Origin of the sequence: Cypionkella sp. TWP1-2-1b2, from assembly GCF_049896245.1 — a bacterium.
In the GTDB taxonomy this organism is placed as follows: domain Bacteria; phylum Pseudomonadota; class Alphaproteobacteria; order Rhodobacterales; family Rhodobacteraceae; genus Cypionkella.
Map to the genome: position 1 here is coordinate 152,429 of NZ_JAFCTX010000001.1, position 16,575 is coordinate 169,003.

A 16,575-nucleotide genomic window follows, 5' to 3' on the forward strand; every position below is an offset into this window, starting at 1 on the left:
GCCTCCTAGCGTTTGCCGTAGAATAAGCCTACCACATGCTCGGCTTGTGCAAAGAACAACCAGCGGGCGGCCAAAGCGCCAATCAGGTGGCATGTCGCAGCCAAGGCAAAGACCCAAACCTCACCCGAAATTGCCAGTAAACCCGCCGGAATCACCGCCGCCAGTGCCAGTGCAATCGCCCGCAATTTCTGCGCATGTTTGCGCCCGACGACGAAAATCATCTCACGCAGCATATAATTCCCCGCCGTGTGCGCCTGCTCAAACACCGTCACTTCGCCGATCCGATCGAGTCCGGTCGCGGTGCCCAACGTCTGCGCCCGGCGCGCAAACTGTCCATCACCCAACTGCCAAATCGCCAACAACACCGCCGCGAGGGCCGCAAGCAACACTGCAGCAAAGCTTTGCCCCGCCAGCACCGCGCCCCCTGCCAACGCAAAGCTTAAAAACATCACTGGTGTTAACCAATGATGCCAGCGCGGCACCGCTTTGATCTGGGCGTAGATCATCGAGGTGGTGAACACCGTAAGCAGCGCCAACACCCCACCAAGCCAGCCGAACGGGCGCGGCACGCCCAGCCCCAGCCAATCCGACAGTGCCATCGGAGCGAGCAACAGCAAGGCCGCAACCGAAGCCCAAGCCTCGCGCGAAAGCCAGCTTGTCCGCCATTGCGAGAACGCCCGCCACGCGCGCTTTGGATTGCCCAAATGGAAGGTCGAGGCCAAAAGCCCAATCACCGCAAGGCTATAGCCTAAGCCCCACCACAGAAAGGCTATGATCCCGGACGGATGTACAAAGCCAAATCCAAGAAAAAACAGCAGCCCAAACCCTACCCCCGACAGCACCGAAAACACAATAACCGAAGGTGCCGGATGCATCAGATCTTCCCCAACACACGGTCAAGCCAGCCCGCAAATCCGCCGGCCTTGATGTCGAGCAGCGGTGCCAAAACGCTGGCATCCTGCCGCACATCCTTCTTCCTCGGCGGCAAATAACGGTTAACCGGTTTCGTCCCAAGATCGGGCATCAAAGCATAACCACCGCGCTCGGCGCTCAAGCGGCTGACCTTGCTGTCCGGGTCGGCAAAATCGCCAAAATGCCGCGCGCCAGTCGGGCAACCACGCACGCAAGCGGGTTCACGGTCTTCTTCGGGCAGATTTTCATTGTAAATCCGGTCAACGCAGAGCGTACATTTTTTCATCACCCCCGCAGCCTGATCCATCTCACGCGCGCCGTAGGGGCAAGCCCAAGCGCAAAGACCGCAGCCGATGCAGGCGTCCTCGTTCACCAAAACGATGCCATCTTCGCTGCGCTTGTAACTCGCCCCGGTTGGGCAAACCGTGACACAAGGCGCAACTTCGCAATGGAGGCAGGAACGCGGAAAATTGATCGTTTGTGCAGCACTTTCAATCGGTTGCACGGCATAGCTGTGAACACGATTTAAGAACACCCCGGAAGGCTCTGCGCCATAAGGATTTTGGTCCGAAAGTGGCACGCCATAGCCCTGATCGTTCCAGCCTTTGCATGCCGTGACGCAAGCCTGACAGCCGACGCAGGTATCGAGATCAATCGCCAGACCCAGCCGCATTTCGGTCGATATGGGTAAAGCTGTCATGCGCGCTCCTTCCCCTGTGGCACCACGCGCGGGATCGGCGCGAAGCTTGGCTCGGACTGCGCCTTCGGCCCCACCCGCTCAATCCGCACCCGCAGATCAAACCAAGCCGCCTGCCCGGTGACGGGATCAGAGTTCGACAGCCGCGCGCCATCGCCCTTGTCCGGCAGCAGTTCCGAAATCAGATGGTTCAGCAGAAACCCCGTCGTGGCCTCACTCGCCGCCTCATCCAACGCCCAAGCGCCCTTGCGTTTGCCAATCGCATTCCAGGTCCAAACCGTGTTCTCATTCAGCGCCGCCATATGCGCCACGGGCACGGTGATGCCGCCATTCGGTGAGATCACGCGGGCATAGTCGCCCTCGCTAAAGCCGTGTTCGATCCAGATTTTTGTCGGCAAATACAAATAGTTGGTGCCGCGAATTTGCCGCAGCCACGCGTTCTGACTGCCCCATGAATGGTACATATCCATCGGCCGCTGCGTGATCGCATGCACCGGATAGCCCCAACCGATCGCCTCCATATCGCCAAACGGCGGATACCAGATCGGCAGCGGCTCCATCGCTTGTTTCAGCCGCGCGCGCAGATGATCGGGCGGTTGGATCGGCCCCAGCCCCTCGGCAGCCATCTGGAATTTGCGCATCGGTTCCGACCAGATCGAGAACAGATAGGGCTGCGGGCTCTCGTAGAACGAGGTTTTCACCGCCCAATCCTGATAGGCCATGTTCCACGGCTTGTAGAACGCGCCCTCCTCCGGCACATGGGCTTGATAAAACCCGCCGTTTTCGATGTAGCGCGCCAGTTGATCCGGGTTGGCATCGCCGCGCCCCTCCTGCGTGCCATCGCCGCGAAAGCCGATCAGCGGCCCGACACCGGGGCGGCGGATGTGGTTCACGATGTAATCGGCGTAGGTCTTGTACTTCGGCGTCCCGTCCGCGTTCACCATCGGTGCCAGCCCCAGCCGCGCACCCAGATCAAGCAACACCGACTGAAACGGTCGCACCCCAGCATGTCCGGGGCGGTCGGGCTCCACCACCGGCCAGCGAATAGAATCCCCCGCCGCATCCGGTTCAGAAATCGGTCGATCCAGCAGGCTGATACAATCGTGCCGCTCCAGATAGGTCGTATCCGGCAGGATCAGATCGGCATAAGCCACCATTTCGCTTGCATATGCGTCAGAATAGATGATGCGGGGGATGATATACTCCCCGTTATCATCCTGATCTGTCAGCATTTCCATGACCTTGGCCGAATTCATCGACGAATTCCACGCCATGTTGGCCATATAGAGAAACAGCGTATCAATCCGGTAGGGATCACCGGCATGGGCGTTCGGGATCAGCATATGCATCAGTCCATGCGCCGAAAACGGATTCTCCCATGTGAACGCCTTGTCAATGCGCACGGGCGAGCCGTCTTCCTTCAGCGCCAGATTTTCCGGCCCGCGGACATAGCCCAAATGCGGCCCCGACAATGGTTTTCCGGGTGCGGTGACGAAATGCGGCGTTGGATGCGCCTCCATCGGTTTCGGATAGGGCGGCTTCAGACGGTAGCCGCCGGGAACCTCAACCGTGCCGAGAACGATCTGCAACAGATGCAAGGCACGCGCGGTCTGAAAGCCGTTGGAATGGGCAGAAATCCCGCGCATGGCGTGGAAGCTGACGGGTCGCCCCGGCATGGTTTCATGGAAATCGCCGCGAAAATCCGTCCAGGATTGCTTAATCTCAATCGCCTGATCAAAGGCCACATGTGCGAGTTCAGCAGCCAGTGCCCGGATGCGATCCGCCGCAATACCGCAGCGCGCGGCCACGGCTTCGGGAGTGTAGTCCTCCGACAGATATTTCTCCGCCATATGCTGAAACACCGTCCGGTTGCCCTGATAGCTGGCCCCCAGATCGGGCTGCACGCCCTTGCCATCCCACGGCGCAGGCATCCCAGTTTTACGATCAATCACAAAGGGTTGGCTTTCGGCATTCTTGGCGATCAGCCCCTTTTCCGGGCCATCTTCCACCACCAAGAGTGGCGCGTTGGTGTAGCGCGCCAGATATTCCAGATCGACCTTGCCTGCCTGCAACAAGCAATGGATCAGCGACAGGATCAGCAACCCATCGGTGCCCGGCGTGATCCCCAGCCAATCATCGGCCACCGCATTATAGCCAGTGCGAATAGGGTTAACCCCGATCACCCGCGCGCCGCGCGCCTTCAGCTTGCCCAGCCCGATTTTGATCGGGTTGCTGTCGTGATCTTCCGCCACCCCAAACAGCACGAACAGCTTGGTACGCTCCCAATCCGGCGCGCCAAATTCCCAGAACGCGCCGCCAATGGTGTAAATCCCGCCTGCCGCCATGTTCACCGAACAAAACCCGCCGTGGGCCGCATAATTTGGCGTCCCGAACGCCTGCGCCCACCAGCCGGTAAAGCTTTGCGACTGATCGCGCCCGGTGAAAAACGCCAGCTTCTCGGGGGCGGTTTCGCGCAACGGCTTCATCCAGGACACCGCCAAAGCCAACGCCTCGTCCCAGGAAATCTCCTCAAACGCCCCTGATCCCCTCGGCCCCACCCGCTTCAACGGCGCGCGCAATCGGGAAGGCGCGGTTACCTGCATGATGCCGCTCGCGCCCTTGGCGCAGAGCACACCCTTGTTGATCGGATGGTCGCGATTGCCCTCGATATAGCTGACGCGACCCTCCTTCATGTGCACATTGATGCCGCAACGACAGGCGCACATGTAACACGTCGTCTTGCGGATTTCGTCCGAAACGGCGGGCGAGGTGTCAATCTTCGGCTGAACTGTCATCTTCCCCCCTCGCGTCTTAACGTCAATCTGGACGGAAGTTTTTCGCCGAACAAGCCCGATTGCGACACAGGGTCACGACATTCACCGCAATCTCGGAAAAACTTTCGCCCTGACGGCGTAAAACCTGAAAACCCACGCGCGCCATGCGCTTACAGACCAGCCCGCAACAGCACAAAAGCCTCAGCCGCAATCGAACGCTCCTCCTCGGCGGGCACGATATGCACGGGAACAATCCCCGCCCAAGCCAAGTCCGCAACAATCCGGTCGCGCACCACGGCGTCATTTTCGCCAATACCGCCGGTGAAGGCGATGCCGTCCAAGCCCTCCATCGCCGCGATCATGCTGCCCGCGTGCCGCACCGCCCAATAGCAGAAATGCTCGAGCGCAAACGCCGCCTCTGCCGTTCCCGCCGCATGCAAGGCCCGCATGTCGCTATGTCCGCCCAACCCCAGCAATCCGCTTTCCCGGTTCAAAATCCGCGCCGCGCCCGCAATCCCGTGCAGTTCCGCCAAACGCAGAACCGCATTGCCGTCGATGCTGCCCGTCCGCGTCCCCATGGTGATACCATCCAGCGGCGAATAGCCCATCGTCGTTGCCACCGACACGCCCGCCTTGATCGCACAAAGCGAGGCACCATTGCCCAGATGTAGTGCCAGCAACCGCTCGGGCAGCGCCTCTAAACTCCGCAAATGCTGCACCAAACCGCCATAGCTGATGCCGTGAAAGCCATAGCGCCGCAGCCCGCGTGCGCGTTCCGCCAAGGGCAACGCATAGCTGACCGCCACCTCGGGATTGCTCGCATGAAACGCCGTATCAAAGCTGACGAACTGCGGCAGATCAGGGGCCAAAGCCTGCAAAGCCCGAATCGCGGTCAGATTGCCGGGATTGTGCAACGGCGCGAGCGTCACGCAAGCCTCAATCCCGGCTATCACCGCCGAAGTCACCCGCGCTGGCTGCACCAAAGCCTCACCGCCATGCACCACGCGGTGCGCCGCTGCCGTCAAATCGCCCATCCCCACGCCCTGCGCCGCCATCACCTCAAACGCCAAAACCAAGGCCGCCGGATGATCCGCCGCTGCACAACCGCGGGCAACCGCGCCAAGGCGCAAACTCCCCGCACCGCCAATCTCGGTGACAGACCCTGTCAGCACCTCGCGCAAATCGCCGTCAAACACCGCCAGCTTGACAGAAGATGACCCGGCATTGACCACCAGCAGCATCTAAAGCACCGCCTTGATCAGCCCCATCACCGCCAGCCCACCGAGCAGCAAAATCGCAAAACGGCGGAAATCCTGCGGATCGGTGTTCAGAAAATGCCGTGATCCCAGCCAGTTGCCCAAGAACGTCAGCGGCAAAGCCGCCAGTGCCGCCCAAAGCGTGTCCCAAGTCACCAGGCCGTGCCACCAATACAAAGGCCCGGAATAGAGATCAAGCAGCGGGAAAAACGCGATCAGCGTGGCGCGAAACGTCGCCGCCTGCATCGGTTGCGCCGCAAAGAAGGCAGCCACCGGCAAGCCCCCCATCCCCGGCGCATTGGCCAGACCCGAGACAACCCCAACCGCCACATTACCGCCACCCCGCACCTCAGACTTCAGCCGCCACCCTGCCAGCAGCACGCCGCACATGACCAGAATATAGATCGAAATCGCAGCCCGCGCCGCCGCCTCACTGATCCCGGTCAGCGCCCACAGCCCCAGCGGCAGGCCCACCGCCGCCCCCGCAAGCATCAACCACACCCTGCGCCAATCGACATCGCCGCCAATCCCGCGCGCCGCTTGCAGGCTCATCGCGGTCTCCAGGATCACCACCACCGCCACGAAATGCAGCGGATTGGTGACCACGCCCGAGGCCGCAATCACCATCGCCGAATAACCAAAGCCAGAATAACCCCGGATGAAAGCCGCGACCAAGATCGCCACCGCCATCCAGACGCTCGCCCCCAGCCCCAGATCAAACGGCATTAAACCACCTGCTTGCGCATATCGGAGGCTAAAATCCCGGCCACCGCCACCGGCTTTTTCATCGCATCGCGGCGGAATGGCTCGCCCAGTTCCTGATTGATCATCGCCTCAATCAAGGTGGTCTTGCCCGCCTTCTGGTCGATAATCGCTTGGCGCAACGCCGCCGTAAGTTCCTCCATCGTGCGCGCCACCACGCCCTGCAACCCGCAAGCCTTTGCAATCCCTGCATAAGATACCTGCGTGTCCAGTTCTGTGCCGACAAAGTTATCGTCATACCACAGGGTCGAGTTGCGCTTCTCGGCACCCCATTGGTAATTGCGGAACACCACCTGCGTGATCGCAGGCCACTCGCCCCGGCCAATCGCGGTCAATTCCGTCACCGCAATGCCAAACGCGCCGTCGCCGGAAAACCCCACCACGGGCACATCCGGGCAACCGATTTTCGCGCCCACCACCGCAGGCAAGCCATAGCCACACGGCCCGAACAGACCGGGTGCCAGATACTTCCGCCCCTGCTCAAATGTCGGATAAGCGTTGCCAATCGCGCAGTTGTTGCCGATGTCGCTGGAAATAATCGCCTCTTTCGGCAAAGCTGCCTGAATAGCCCGCCACGCCATCCGGGGGCTCATCCACTCCGGCTTATCCGCCCGTGCGCGCGCGTTCCAAGTGGTGCCCGCGTCATCTTCCTCATGGTCCATCGAGGACAAAGCCTGCGCCCATGCAGATTTGGTCTGTGCAATCTTGGCTTTACGCTCAGAGCGCGCATGGTCACCGGCGGTAGAGGCCAACCGCGCCAAAACCGCCTCGGCGACCTTTTTCGAGTCGCCGACAATGCCAACAGTCACCTTCTTCGTTAACCCGATCCGATCAGGGTTAATATCGACTTGGATGATCTTGGCCAGTTTAGGCCAATAGTCCAGCGCGTATCCGGGAAGCGTTGAGAACGGGTTCAATCGGGTACCCAAACATAATACCACATCCGCCGCAGAAATCAACTCCATTGCCGCTTTGGAGCCATTATAGCCCAAAGGCCCGGCAAAAAGTGGGTGCGAACCGGGGAAAGCATCGTTGTGCTGATAGCCCACGCAAACCGGCGCATCCAAGCGTTCGGCCAGTGCCATGCTCGCCGGAATAGCCCCGCCCAGCACCACGCCGGCCCCGTTCAAGATCACCGGAAACTTCGCCGATGACAGCAATTCCGCCGCCGCCGCAATCGCCGCTTCCCCACCCGAAGGCCGCTCAAACTCCACAATCGCAGGCAAATCAATGTCGATCACCTGCGTCCAGTAATCGCGCGGCATGTTGATCTGCGCAGGCGCTGACGCACGCTTGGCGTTGATGATCACCCGGTTCAACACCTCCGCCACCCGAGACGGATCGCGCACTTCTTCCTGATAGGCGACCATATCGGCGAACAAAGCCATCTGCTCAACCTCTTGGAATCCCCCCATGCCAATGGTCTTGTTCGCCGCCTGTGGCGTGACCAACAACAACGGCGTGTGGTTCCAATAGGCGGTCTTCACGGCAGTCACAAAGTTGGTAATCCCCGGCCCATTCTGCGCGATCATCATGCTCATCTTGCCAGTCGCGCGAGTGTAGCCATCCGCCATCATCCCGCCAGAGCCTTCATGCGCACAGTCCCAGAACGTAATCCCTGCGCGCGGAAACAGGTCAGAAATCGGCATGAACGCCGAGCCGATGATGCCAAACGCGTGCTCAATGCCATGCATTTGCAGCACTTTGACAAAGGCTTCTTCCGTGGTCATCCGCATGGCATGTCTCCTGAAATTCAATGGTTGCAGCAGTTCTATCCCTCTGCCAAAGCCCGCCTTAGGGCCAGAGCCTACCCCGTGATAAGACCAGTTCCTCAATTTCATCTTGGCTCAAATATCCCGGGGTCCGGGGCTGGCCCCGGCGATCTGCCCCAAGCCGCTAGGCCCGCCTGATCGCCCGCCCAATCCGCGCAATGCCCTCCGGGATCTTCGCCGGAGAAATCGACGAGTACCCCAGCCGATAGAAATTTCGGGGTGCCTGATCGGGTGCAAAAAACGCCCGCCCCGGCTCGATCAACACACCCTCCGCCCGCAAGCCTTCGGCCAGAACTTCTGTATCCACCCCCGAAGGTGCGCGCATCCAGAAACTCGATCCGCCAAAACCGCCCTGTCCCGCCACAGCCAACCCATTGTCACCGATCGCCTCCTCCATCACTTGACGACGGCGGCGATAAGCAGTCCGCATCCGGTTGATCAGAGCATCATAATGCCCAAGGCTTAGAAAATACGCCACCGTGCGCTGAATATGCCCCGGCGGATGCCGCAGCATCATCAACCGCAGCGCCCGCGCCTCGCGAATGAAACTCGCGGGGCCAACGAGATAGCCCAGCCGCATCCCCGGAAATACGCTTTTAGAAAACGACCCCGCATAGATCACCCGCCCCTCACTATCGAGCGATTTCAGCGCTGGGGAAACGGGCTTCAGAAACGACATCTCAAACTCATAGTCATCCTCGACAATCACGAAATCTTCGCGTGACGCAGCCTCCAACAGGGCCAATCGCCGCTCTAGCGGCATCGTCGCATTGGTCGGGCATTGGTGCGAGGCGGTGGTGAACACCACATCCACCGCCTTCGGCAAGCGGTCCGGCGGCAGCCCATCGGCATCGACATCCACCGAGATCACCTCGGTCCCCGAAGGCTCCAACACCCCGCGCAGGCCGGAATAGCCCGGATTTTCCACCACCGCCCGCCGCCCCGGCCCCAGCAGGGTCGCGACGGTGATCCACAGCGCGTTCTGCGCGCCGAGCGTCAGCAAAACCTCATCCTCGCGCGCCGCAATCCCGCGCCGGGGCAGGATCGAGCGTAGCAGATGCTCGATCAACAACGGATCATCGCGGTCATACATATCGCTTGTCAGCGCCGCGAAATCCTTCCGCCCCAGCGCCCGCAAAGCACAAAGCCGCCAGTTCTGATGGTCAAACAAACTCGCATCCGCTTGGCCATAAATGAACGGATAAGCATAATTTTCCCAATCCAGCGGCCGCTTCACCGTCGCCAAATCGGAAAACCGCCGACCCGTCAGCCGCGCAAAATCCACCCCCTCGGCACGCGGTGCCCGCGCCTGCAACTCCGGCGCGCGCGGCGCACTCTCGGAAATGAAATACCCCGACCGCCCCCGCGCCATCAGATAATCGGCACTCACCAGCTCCGCATAAGACAAAGTCACCGTGATCCGGCTGATCCCCAAATGCTCCGCCAGACCCCGCGACGAAGGCATCTTCTGCCCGGCGCGAAACCGACCCGACAACACACCTTCCGTCACCATCTGCCGGATGCGTTGCTGCAACGTGCCACGCGCAGCAGGCGGCAGCACAAAGGCTTCGGCGGGGATCGACATTCTGGCCTCATTCCGGCGGGATTGCTGGACTTATAGGCCCGCGACCCTAAGGCAAAGTCAAGCGCTCTGGGCCAGCCGAGGGGCCTCCGGCGGGAGTATTTGGAAAAGAGCAACTGCAAAGGAATTGCTCTTTTGTAAATACTCAATTCTTCGCCACAACCCGCGCGGCACAACCAAGAAAAACCCCGCGCCGATGAAGGAGCGGGGTCGATCAGAAAGCGCAAATTTTAGATAAATCCGAAGGACTTAGCCAAACACCGTCGTCAAAGCGTTATCAATCGCCCCGGTAATCTGGTCGATATCATCCGGCGTGGCGATCAGCGCAGGCGACAGGCAAAGCGTGTTGTTCAGACCGGGGATCGAGCGGTTGGTCATCCCAATAATCACGCCCTGCGCGTTGCAGGCAGCGACCACAGCCGCGACCTTCTTCTCATCCATCGGTTCCTTGCTGACACGATCCGCCACCAATTCCGCGCCACAGAACAGCCCTTTGCCGCGGACATCGCCGATAACTTTGTGCTTTTCCATCAAAGCGTTGAGATTATCCATCACCCGCGCACCCATCCGCAACGTGTTATCCAACAGCCCCTCATCCTCAATGATCCGCATATTCTCCAGCGCCGCCGCTGGCCCCGCCGTGCAGCCGCCAAAGGTCGAGATGTCGCGGAAATACGACATGTGATCGCCCGCATCCTTGAACATGTCGAACACGGCTTCGGTCGTCACCGTGCAGGAAATCGCCGCATAGCCCGAGGCCACGCCCTTCGCCATCGTCACGAAATTCGGCTTGATGCCGTAGTGCTGGTAGCCGAACCAGGTGCCCGTGCGGCCCACGCCGCACACGACTTCATCAATATGCAGCAAGATGTTGTATTTCTTGCAGATTTCCTGAACCCGCTCCCAATACCCAGTCGGAGGCGTGATCACCCCGCCGCCCGCCGTCACCGGCTCCAGCACCAGCGCGCCAATCGTATCGGCCCCTTCGCGCAGGATCACTTCTTCAATCGCATCCGCCGCGCGCTCACCGTAGTTCTCAACATCCCACTGCTTGCGATACTCCAAGCAGTGCGGCACCATCACAAAACCATCAGGGTAAGGCCCATACTGCGCCGCGCGTTCCAGCTGACCCGAGGTCGCCAGCGTGCCAATCGTGGTGCCGTGATAGTCGCGCTCGCGGTACAGGATCTTCCACTTTTTGCCGCCGTGATGCTTGTGCGCGATCTGGCGCACCATCTTGTAGACCTTCTCATTCGCCTCGGACCCCGAGTTCGAATAATACACCCGGCTGAGCCCCGGCATCTTCGAGATCAACCGCTCGGCAAACAAAGCCCCCGGAATAGACCCCCCCACGCCCGCAAAATAGTTCATTTTCAACAAGGTATCGCGCACCGCATTGGCAATGCTTTCGCGCCCGTAGCCGACGTTGACCGTCCAGACCGCGCCGGACACCGCGTCGATATATTCGCGGCCGCGCGCGTCCCACACTCGCAGACCCTTGCCCTCCACGATGATCCTCGGGTCAACATCCGGCGACTCGTAGCCCTTGTGCTGGCTCAGATGGTGCCAAACATGCGCCTTGTCGGCGGCGACCACCGCAGAAATATCATTGGCGTTTGTATAGCCTTCCATGGCTGAACCTCACTTTGCACAGGCCGCACCGCGCGCGCCTATTTAACGACATAATCCGGGAAACCGCCGCTTCCTCTTATGTCCAGACCACACAGGCCGATAAGTCCAGCGGCCTCCATGCCGATTTTGCATAGACCCATGCTGTCTTCTCAATATCTTACCCCCCCACAATCGGCTAAAAATGCGGCAAATTGGGAGAAGATCATGGGCCGCTCTGTCATCGTGCACGAAAACTTCCTGCGCCGGGTTGCCGCCCACGATTTCCCCGAAGGTGCTGCCCCCGCTGGCCCCCTCACCCCCGAAGACGCCGTGGCGATCTACCGCGCCGCCTGCACTTCGCGCGCGCTGGATCGCACTTCGCGTGAGATGCAGCGCCAAGGCACCGGCTTTTACACCATCGGGTCCTCCGGCCACGAAGGCCTCGCCGCCATAGCCCTCGCGCTGCGCCCCACCGATATGGCCTTCCTGCACTACCACGACGCCGCCTTCCAGATCGCCCGCGCGGGCCAAGTACCGGGGCAGACCATCGCCTATGACATGCTTTTGTCCTTCGCAGCCTCCTCCGATGACCCGATTTCCGGCGGTCGCCACAAAGTGTTGGGGTCAAAGGCGCTGAACATTCCGCCACAAACCTCGACCAACGCTTCCCACCTGCCGAAAGCCGTCGGAGCCGCCTATGCCATTGGCGCGGCGAGGAAAAATCGCCCCGAACATGCCCAGCTTCCCGATGATGCCATAATCTATTGCAGCTTTGGCGATGCAAGCGCCAACCATTCGACCGCGCAAGGGGCGTTCAACGCCGCTGGCTGGACGAGCTACCAAAGCCTGCCCCTGCCGCTGCTGTTCGTCTGCGAAGACAACGGCATCGGCATTTCCACCAAAACCCCCACCGGATGGATCGCCAATTCCTTCCGCCACCGCCCCGGTCTGAAGTATTTCCACGCCAATGGTCTGGATATTTATGAGACTTACCGCATCGCCCAAGACGCCGCCACCTACGTCCGCACCCGCCGCAAACCCGCTTTCCTGCATGTGAAAACCATCCGCCTCTATGGCCACGCGGGCGCGGATATGCCCACTACGTATCTTCCGCGCGAGGAAGTCGAGGCCGAGGAAGCCCACGATCCCTTGCTGCACATGGTCCGCCAACTTGACCAGTCCGCAGCCCTTCCCGCCCCCCAAGCCCTCACCATCTACAACGACACCGCCCAGCGCATCACCCGTATTGCCGCCGAAGCCGTCACCCGGCCCCATCTGAAAACCGCAAGCGATGTGATGGCCGCCATCATCCCACCGCACCGCGCGTAAGCCCAGCAACAGCGCCACCCCGGACGCCCGCGCCAGCACTTTTGGCGGCGATCTGAAAGCCATGGACGAGCCGCAAATTATGTCGCGCCTGATCAACTGGGCGCTGACCGATCTTATGCTGACCCATCCGGAAATCGTGACGATGGGCGAGGATATTGGCCGTAAAGGCGGCGTCTATGGTGTGACCCAAAAGCTGACCCCGCGCTTTGGCCCGCACCTGATGATCGACACCCTCTTGGATGAACAAAGCATCCTCGGCCTCGCCATAGGGATGGCGCAAACGGCTTCATCCCGTTCCCGGACATCCAGTTCCTCGCCTATCTTCACAACGCCGGGGATCAGTTGCGCGGCGAGGCCGCCACCCTGCCGTTCTTCTCCAATGGTCGGTATTCCAATCCAATGATGCTGCGCATCGCGGGGCTGGGCTGGGCTATCAAAAAGGCTTCGGCGGGCATTTCCACAATGACAATTCGGTTGCCGTGCTGCGTGACATTCCCGGTCTGATCCTTGCGGTGCCGTCAAACGGTGCAGACGCCGCCAGAATGCTGCGCGAATGTGCGCGTCTGGCGCGCGAGCAACAACGCCTTGTCGTCTTCCTAGAGCCCATCGCGCTTTACCCAATGCGCGATCTGCATGCCGAGAAAGACGGCGCATGGATGAGCCGCTATCCCGCCCCCGATCAGATCATCCCCTTCGGTGAAGTGGGCCAACACAGAAGCGGCACCGATCTTGCAATCGTCACTTTCGGAAACGGCAATTACCTGTCACATCAAGCGCTTCCAGCCATAACTTCATCCGGCATCAAGACCCGCATCATCGACACCCGCTGGCTTTCCCCCTTGCCCGTCGATGCGCTTCTCGCCGCCACCGCCGGATGCAAAAACATCCTGATCGTCGATGAAACCCGCCATTCCGGCGGCGTCGCCGAAGCCTTGATGGCGCTGTTCCACGAAGGTCCGCCCACCAAACTCGCCCGCCTCACCGCCGAAGACAGTTTCATCGCCACCGGCCCCGCCTATGCTGCCACCATGCCTTCCGCCGCCTCTATCACTGCCGCCACCGCGGAGCTTTGCAAATGAGAACAGCAGTCCTGATCTGCCCCGGCCGTGGCACCTATACCAAGACTGAACTCGGCAGCCTTACCCGCTTTCCCGACCGCACTCTGCTGGCGCATTTCGATGCCCGCCGCGCGGCGCTGAACCAGGAAACCGTCACCGCGCTCGACGCTGCCCCAACCTATTCCGTCGCGAAACACACCCGAGGCGACAACGCCTCCGCCCTGATCTACGCCTGCACTCTGGGCGATGCGCTTAGCCTAAAAGACATTGAAATCGCTGCCATCACTGGCAATTCGATGGGCTGGTACTCCGCCCTCGCCTGCGCAGGCGCGCTGACGCCCGAGAACGGTTTTGAGGTCGTCAACACCATGGGCACGCTGATGCAGCAAAGCCTGATCGGCGGCCAGATCATCCCCCAATTCCTAAGCGAAAACTGGCTGCCAAACCCCACTCGCAAAGCCGAACTGCTGCGCCTCGCCGCCGAAATAAACACCCGCCCCGACCACACATTAACCCTCTCCATCGACCTCGGCGGTATGCTGGTCCTCGCGGGTAACGAACCCGGCCTGAAAGCCTTCGAATTCTCCGTTCCGCCCGAGCAATCCCGCTTCCCAATGCGGCTTCCCAATGCGGCTTGCCAACCACGCCGCCTTCCACACCGCGCTGCCCCAGTCGCCGCGCAAGGCCGTGCCCAACTCCCCGCAACCCTGTTCCAGCAACCGCAAAAACCCCTGATCGACGGGCACGGTCATATCTGGTGGCCGGGTGCCACCCACATCGACCAACTCCACGCTTACACCCTCGGCCACCAAGTCGTTGAGCCCTACGATTTCACCGCCGCCATCCGCACCGCCGCCCGCGAATTCGCCCCCGATCTTTTCATCATCGCCGGCCCCGGCACCACCTTGGGCGGCGCGGTGGCGCAAAGCCTTATCCTGACAAACCACCAACACATTGCCAACAAACAAGATTTCCAATCCTGCCAAACCACAAATCCGCTCGTGATCTCGATGGGCCTGCCCGAGCAACGCATGCTGGTGACCTGAGCCGCGCAAAACTCCCCCTCACCGCCTTGATTTATTTCAGCCCAATACATCGCACACTCCAAGCCATTCAATTTTGAAGATTGCCATGCCGCTTTTGCCCGTCCTCATCGGCGTTTTGGTGCCGATCATCCTTGCCCTGCTACTGGCGATCCTGTTTCGCCGCGTGGTCAGCACCAATGTCGTCCACATCATCCAGCGCGGCCGCGCCACCACGCCCTATGGCACCAACCTCAACGCCAGACGCGTCTACTGTGCCTGGCCTGTCAAACACTTAAACCTTAACAAATCCTGAACGGAACATCGCAAAGTCTTGATTTCACTTGCGACGTTTTCTGTCCACGCGGGGACACTACCTTGCCGCGATATGACCCGCCAGATAATCCGCATCATGCCAGACCCCCCAAATGAACGGAGACGCCCGCCGCGACAGCCATGGCAGCCCCAGAAAATACACCCCCGGCACCCCCGCCACCCCGCGATCATGCGCCGGACGGCCATTTTCGTCGAAAGCATCCAGCTTCAACCAGCCATAATCCAAGCCAAACCCGGTCGCCCAAATGATCGCCGAAACCCCCGCCGCCTGCAAATCCAGCGCCAAAATCGGATGGCTCATACAGTCCGGCTCCGCCCCGATCAGCTTCGCCTCCTCCTCCAGCGGCATATCCAGCCCCTGCTCAGCCGCGTAAGCATCGGCCAACTCCAGCGTGGCCAGATAATTCGCATCCCCCGCGCGGATGTTCCGACCCAGATCGTCCCCGACCGCCAGCACCCCATCCCGATACGCGCCCACCCGACCCAGCAAGGTCATCCCCCCCGCCGCCAGCCGCCGGAAATCCACCGTGTGCCCGCCCCGCGCCCCCGAAACCGCGATCGTGACATGCTCGGTCCCCGGCTCTTTCGCGCGGGCATCCCACTGCCCCAGCACGCCCAACCACCAGCAGAAATCGCGGCCACGATAGGCCCGCGGCGGGCGATCATGCGGCCCGACCGACAGGTAAACCTTCTTCCCCGCCCGCATCAATTCGTCGGCAATCTGCGCGCCGGAAGACCCCGCACCCACCACCAGCACCGCCCCCTGCGGCAACTGCCCCGGATTGCGATAGGCGTTGGAATGCATCTGCACGATGCCAGCGCTTTCCGGCACCAAAGTTGGGATCAGCGGCTTCTGAAACGGCCCCGTCGCCACCACCACATTGCGCGCCGCAACCCGACCCGCCGTAGTCTCGGCCACAAAACCCTCCACGCCTTGCTCCAGCGAAGTCACCTCAACCCCACAACGGATCGGCGCTGCGATCTTCTCAGCCACTGCCTCAAAATAGGCCGCAATCCGCTCTTTCGGCGCGAAAGCATCCGGGTCGATCTCGTCAAAGCTCAGGATCGGAAAGCGGTCATGCCAAGCCGGCCCATTCGCCACCAGCGAATCCCAGCGTTCCGTCCGCCAGCGCTCGGCAATCCGGTGCCGCTCCAGCACCAGATGCGGCACCCCGCGCTCCCGCAACTGCGCGCTCATCGCCAGCCCCGCCTGCCCGCCGCCAATGATCAGCGTGTCAATATGTTCAACGGGCATCGCGGCGTCCTTTTGCTGTGGTTGGCCTTACGGGCTGTTCCCATCGTGTAAGACAGACCCCGCCCTGCGCAAATAAGGATTTCACGCAGCATTGATTAGGCTAAACCCAAAGCCACCTCGCAGATTGGCTTAACCCCCGCCTAAGCAAAGCTGAGCAAAACACTGATAGCCCGCGCCGCCGCTTTCGGGCAAAGTTCATTCACCAAGCC

General features: G+C 60.9%; 10 protein-coding genes and 2 pseudogenes. 3 read left to right on the forward strand and 9 right to left on the reverse strand.

Annotated elements, in window-relative coordinates:
- Positions 1 to 5 precede the first annotated feature (5 nt).
- From ACP7AP_RS00835 to tpa, 8 genes are all read right to left on the reverse strand, one after another.
- Positions 6 to 875, reverse strand: a complete 870-nt coding sequence (locus ACP7AP_RS00835; RefSeq protein ID WP_426031255.1) for a dimethyl sulfoxide reductase anchor subunit family protein — start codon at positions 873 to 875, stop codon at positions 6 to 8.
- Positions 875 to 1,612: a 4Fe-4S dicluster domain-containing protein gene (locus ACP7AP_RS00840; RefSeq protein WP_426031257.1), complete on the reverse strand. Its 738-nt coding sequence runs from the start codon at positions 1,610 to 1,612 to the stop codon at positions 875 to 877. The genes ACP7AP_RS00835 and ACP7AP_RS00840 overlap by 1 nt, the downstream gene beginning before the upstream one ends.
- The gene (locus ACP7AP_RS00845; RefSeq protein ID WP_426031259.1) at positions 1,609 to 4,404 is read right to left on the reverse strand and encodes a molybdopterin-dependent oxidoreductase; all 2,796 of its coding nucleotides are present in this window, start codon (positions 4,402 to 4,404) and stop codon (positions 1,609 to 1,611) included. Before ACP7AP_RS00845 ends, ACP7AP_RS00840 begins: the two co-directional genes overlap by 4 nt.
- Positions 4,405 to 4,553: 149 nt before the next feature.
- Positions 4,554 to 5,624 (reverse strand): acetate/propionate family kinase, encoded by a 1,071-nt coding sequence (locus tag ACP7AP_RS00850; RefSeq protein ID WP_426031261.1) that lies wholly within the window; start codon positions 5,622 to 5,624, stop codon positions 4,554 to 4,556.
- Entirely contained in the window at positions 5,625 to 6,365 is a 741-nt protein-coding gene (locus ACP7AP_RS00855; protein WP_426031263.1) for a TSUP family transporter, read from the reverse strand.
- Entirely contained in the window at positions 6,365 to 8,137 is a 1,773-nt protein-coding gene (xsc, locus tag ACP7AP_RS00860) for a sulfoacetaldehyde acetyltransferase (RefSeq protein WP_426031265.1), read from the reverse strand. The genes ACP7AP_RS00855 and xsc overlap by 1 nt, the downstream gene beginning before the upstream one ends.
- Positions 8,138 to 8,297: 160 nt before the next feature.
- Positions 8,298 to 9,758 (reverse strand): PLP-dependent aminotransferase family protein, encoded by a 1,461-nt coding sequence (locus tag ACP7AP_RS00865; protein ID WP_426031267.1) that lies wholly within the window; start codon positions 9,756 to 9,758, stop codon positions 8,298 to 8,300.
- A 246-nt stretch (positions 9,759 to 10,004) separates the two neighbouring features.
- Positions 10,005 to 11,387: a hypotaurine--pyruvate aminotransferase Tpa gene (tpa, locus tag ACP7AP_RS00870; protein WP_426031269.1), complete on the reverse strand. Its 1,383-nt coding sequence runs from the start codon at positions 11,385 to 11,387 to the stop codon at positions 10,005 to 10,007.
- 204 nt (positions 11,388 to 11,591) lie between these two features.
- Between tpa and ACP7AP_RS00875 the strand changes: the two are divergent.
- From ACP7AP_RS00875 to ACP7AP_RS00885, 3 genes and pseudogenes are all read left to right on the forward strand, one after another.
- Positions 11,592 to 13,774 (forward strand): annotated as a pseudogene (locus ACP7AP_RS00875) (thiamine pyrophosphate-dependent enzyme).
- A pseudogene (locus ACP7AP_RS00880) lies at positions 13,771 to 14,799 on the forward strand (ACP S-malonyltransferase). Before ACP7AP_RS00875 ends, ACP7AP_RS00880 begins: the two co-directional pseudogenes overlap by 4 nt.
- Before the next feature lie 85 nt (positions 14,800 to 14,884).
- Positions 14,885 to 15,091: a hypothetical protein gene (locus ACP7AP_RS00885; RefSeq protein ID WP_426031271.1), complete on the forward strand. Its 207-nt coding sequence runs from the start codon at positions 14,885 to 14,887 to the stop codon at positions 15,089 to 15,091.
- A 57-nt stretch (positions 15,092 to 15,148) separates the two neighbouring features.
- Here ACP7AP_RS00885 and ACP7AP_RS00890 read toward each other — a convergent pair whose 3' ends face one another.
- Positions 15,149 to 16,366 carry a flavin-containing monooxygenase gene (locus ACP7AP_RS00890; protein WP_426031273.1) on the reverse strand — a complete coding sequence of 406 codons (1,218 nt, stop codon included), beginning with the start codon at positions 16,364 to 16,366 and terminating at the stop codon, positions 15,149 to 15,151.
- Positions 16,367 to 16,575 lie beyond the last annotated feature (209 nt).

Coding starts and splice junctions, on each gene's coding strand:
- ACP7AP_RS00835 (WP_426031255.1), bottom strand. CDS start 875: ATGCATCCGGCACCTTCGGTTATTGTGTTTTCGGTGCTGTCGGGGGTA.
- ACP7AP_RS00840 (WP_426031257.1), bottom strand. CDS start 1,612: ATGACAGCTTTACCCATATCGACCGAAATGCGGCTGGGTCTGGCGATT.
- ACP7AP_RS00845 (WP_426031259.1), bottom strand. CDS start 4,404: ATGACAGTTCAGCCGAAGATTGACACCTCGCCCGCCGTTTCGGACGAA.
- ACP7AP_RS00850 (WP_426031261.1), bottom strand. CDS start 5,624: ATGCTGCTGGTGGTCAATGCCGGGTCATCTTCTGTCAAGCTGGCGGTG.
- ACP7AP_RS00855 (WP_426031263.1), bottom strand. CDS start 6,365: ATGCCGTTTGATCTGGGGCTGGGGGCGAGCGTCTGGATGGCGGTGGCG.
- xsc (WP_426031265.1), bottom strand. CDS start 8,137: ATGCGGATGACCACGGAAGAAGCCTTTGTCAAAGTGCTGCAAATGCAT.
- ACP7AP_RS00865 (WP_426031267.1), bottom strand. CDS start 9,758: ATGTCGATCCCCGCCGAAGCCTTTGTGCTGCCGCCTGCTGCGCGTGGC.
- tpa (WP_426031269.1), bottom strand. CDS start 11,387: ATGGAAGGCTATACAAACGCCAATGATATTTCTGCGGTGGTCGCCGCC.
- ACP7AP_RS00885 (WP_426031271.1), top strand. CDS start 14,885: ATGCCGCTTTTGCCCGTCCTCATCGGCGTTTTGGTGCCGATCATCCTT.
- ACP7AP_RS00890 (WP_426031273.1), bottom strand. CDS start 16,366: ATGCCCGTTGAACATATTGACACGCTGATCATTGGCGGCGGGCAGGCG.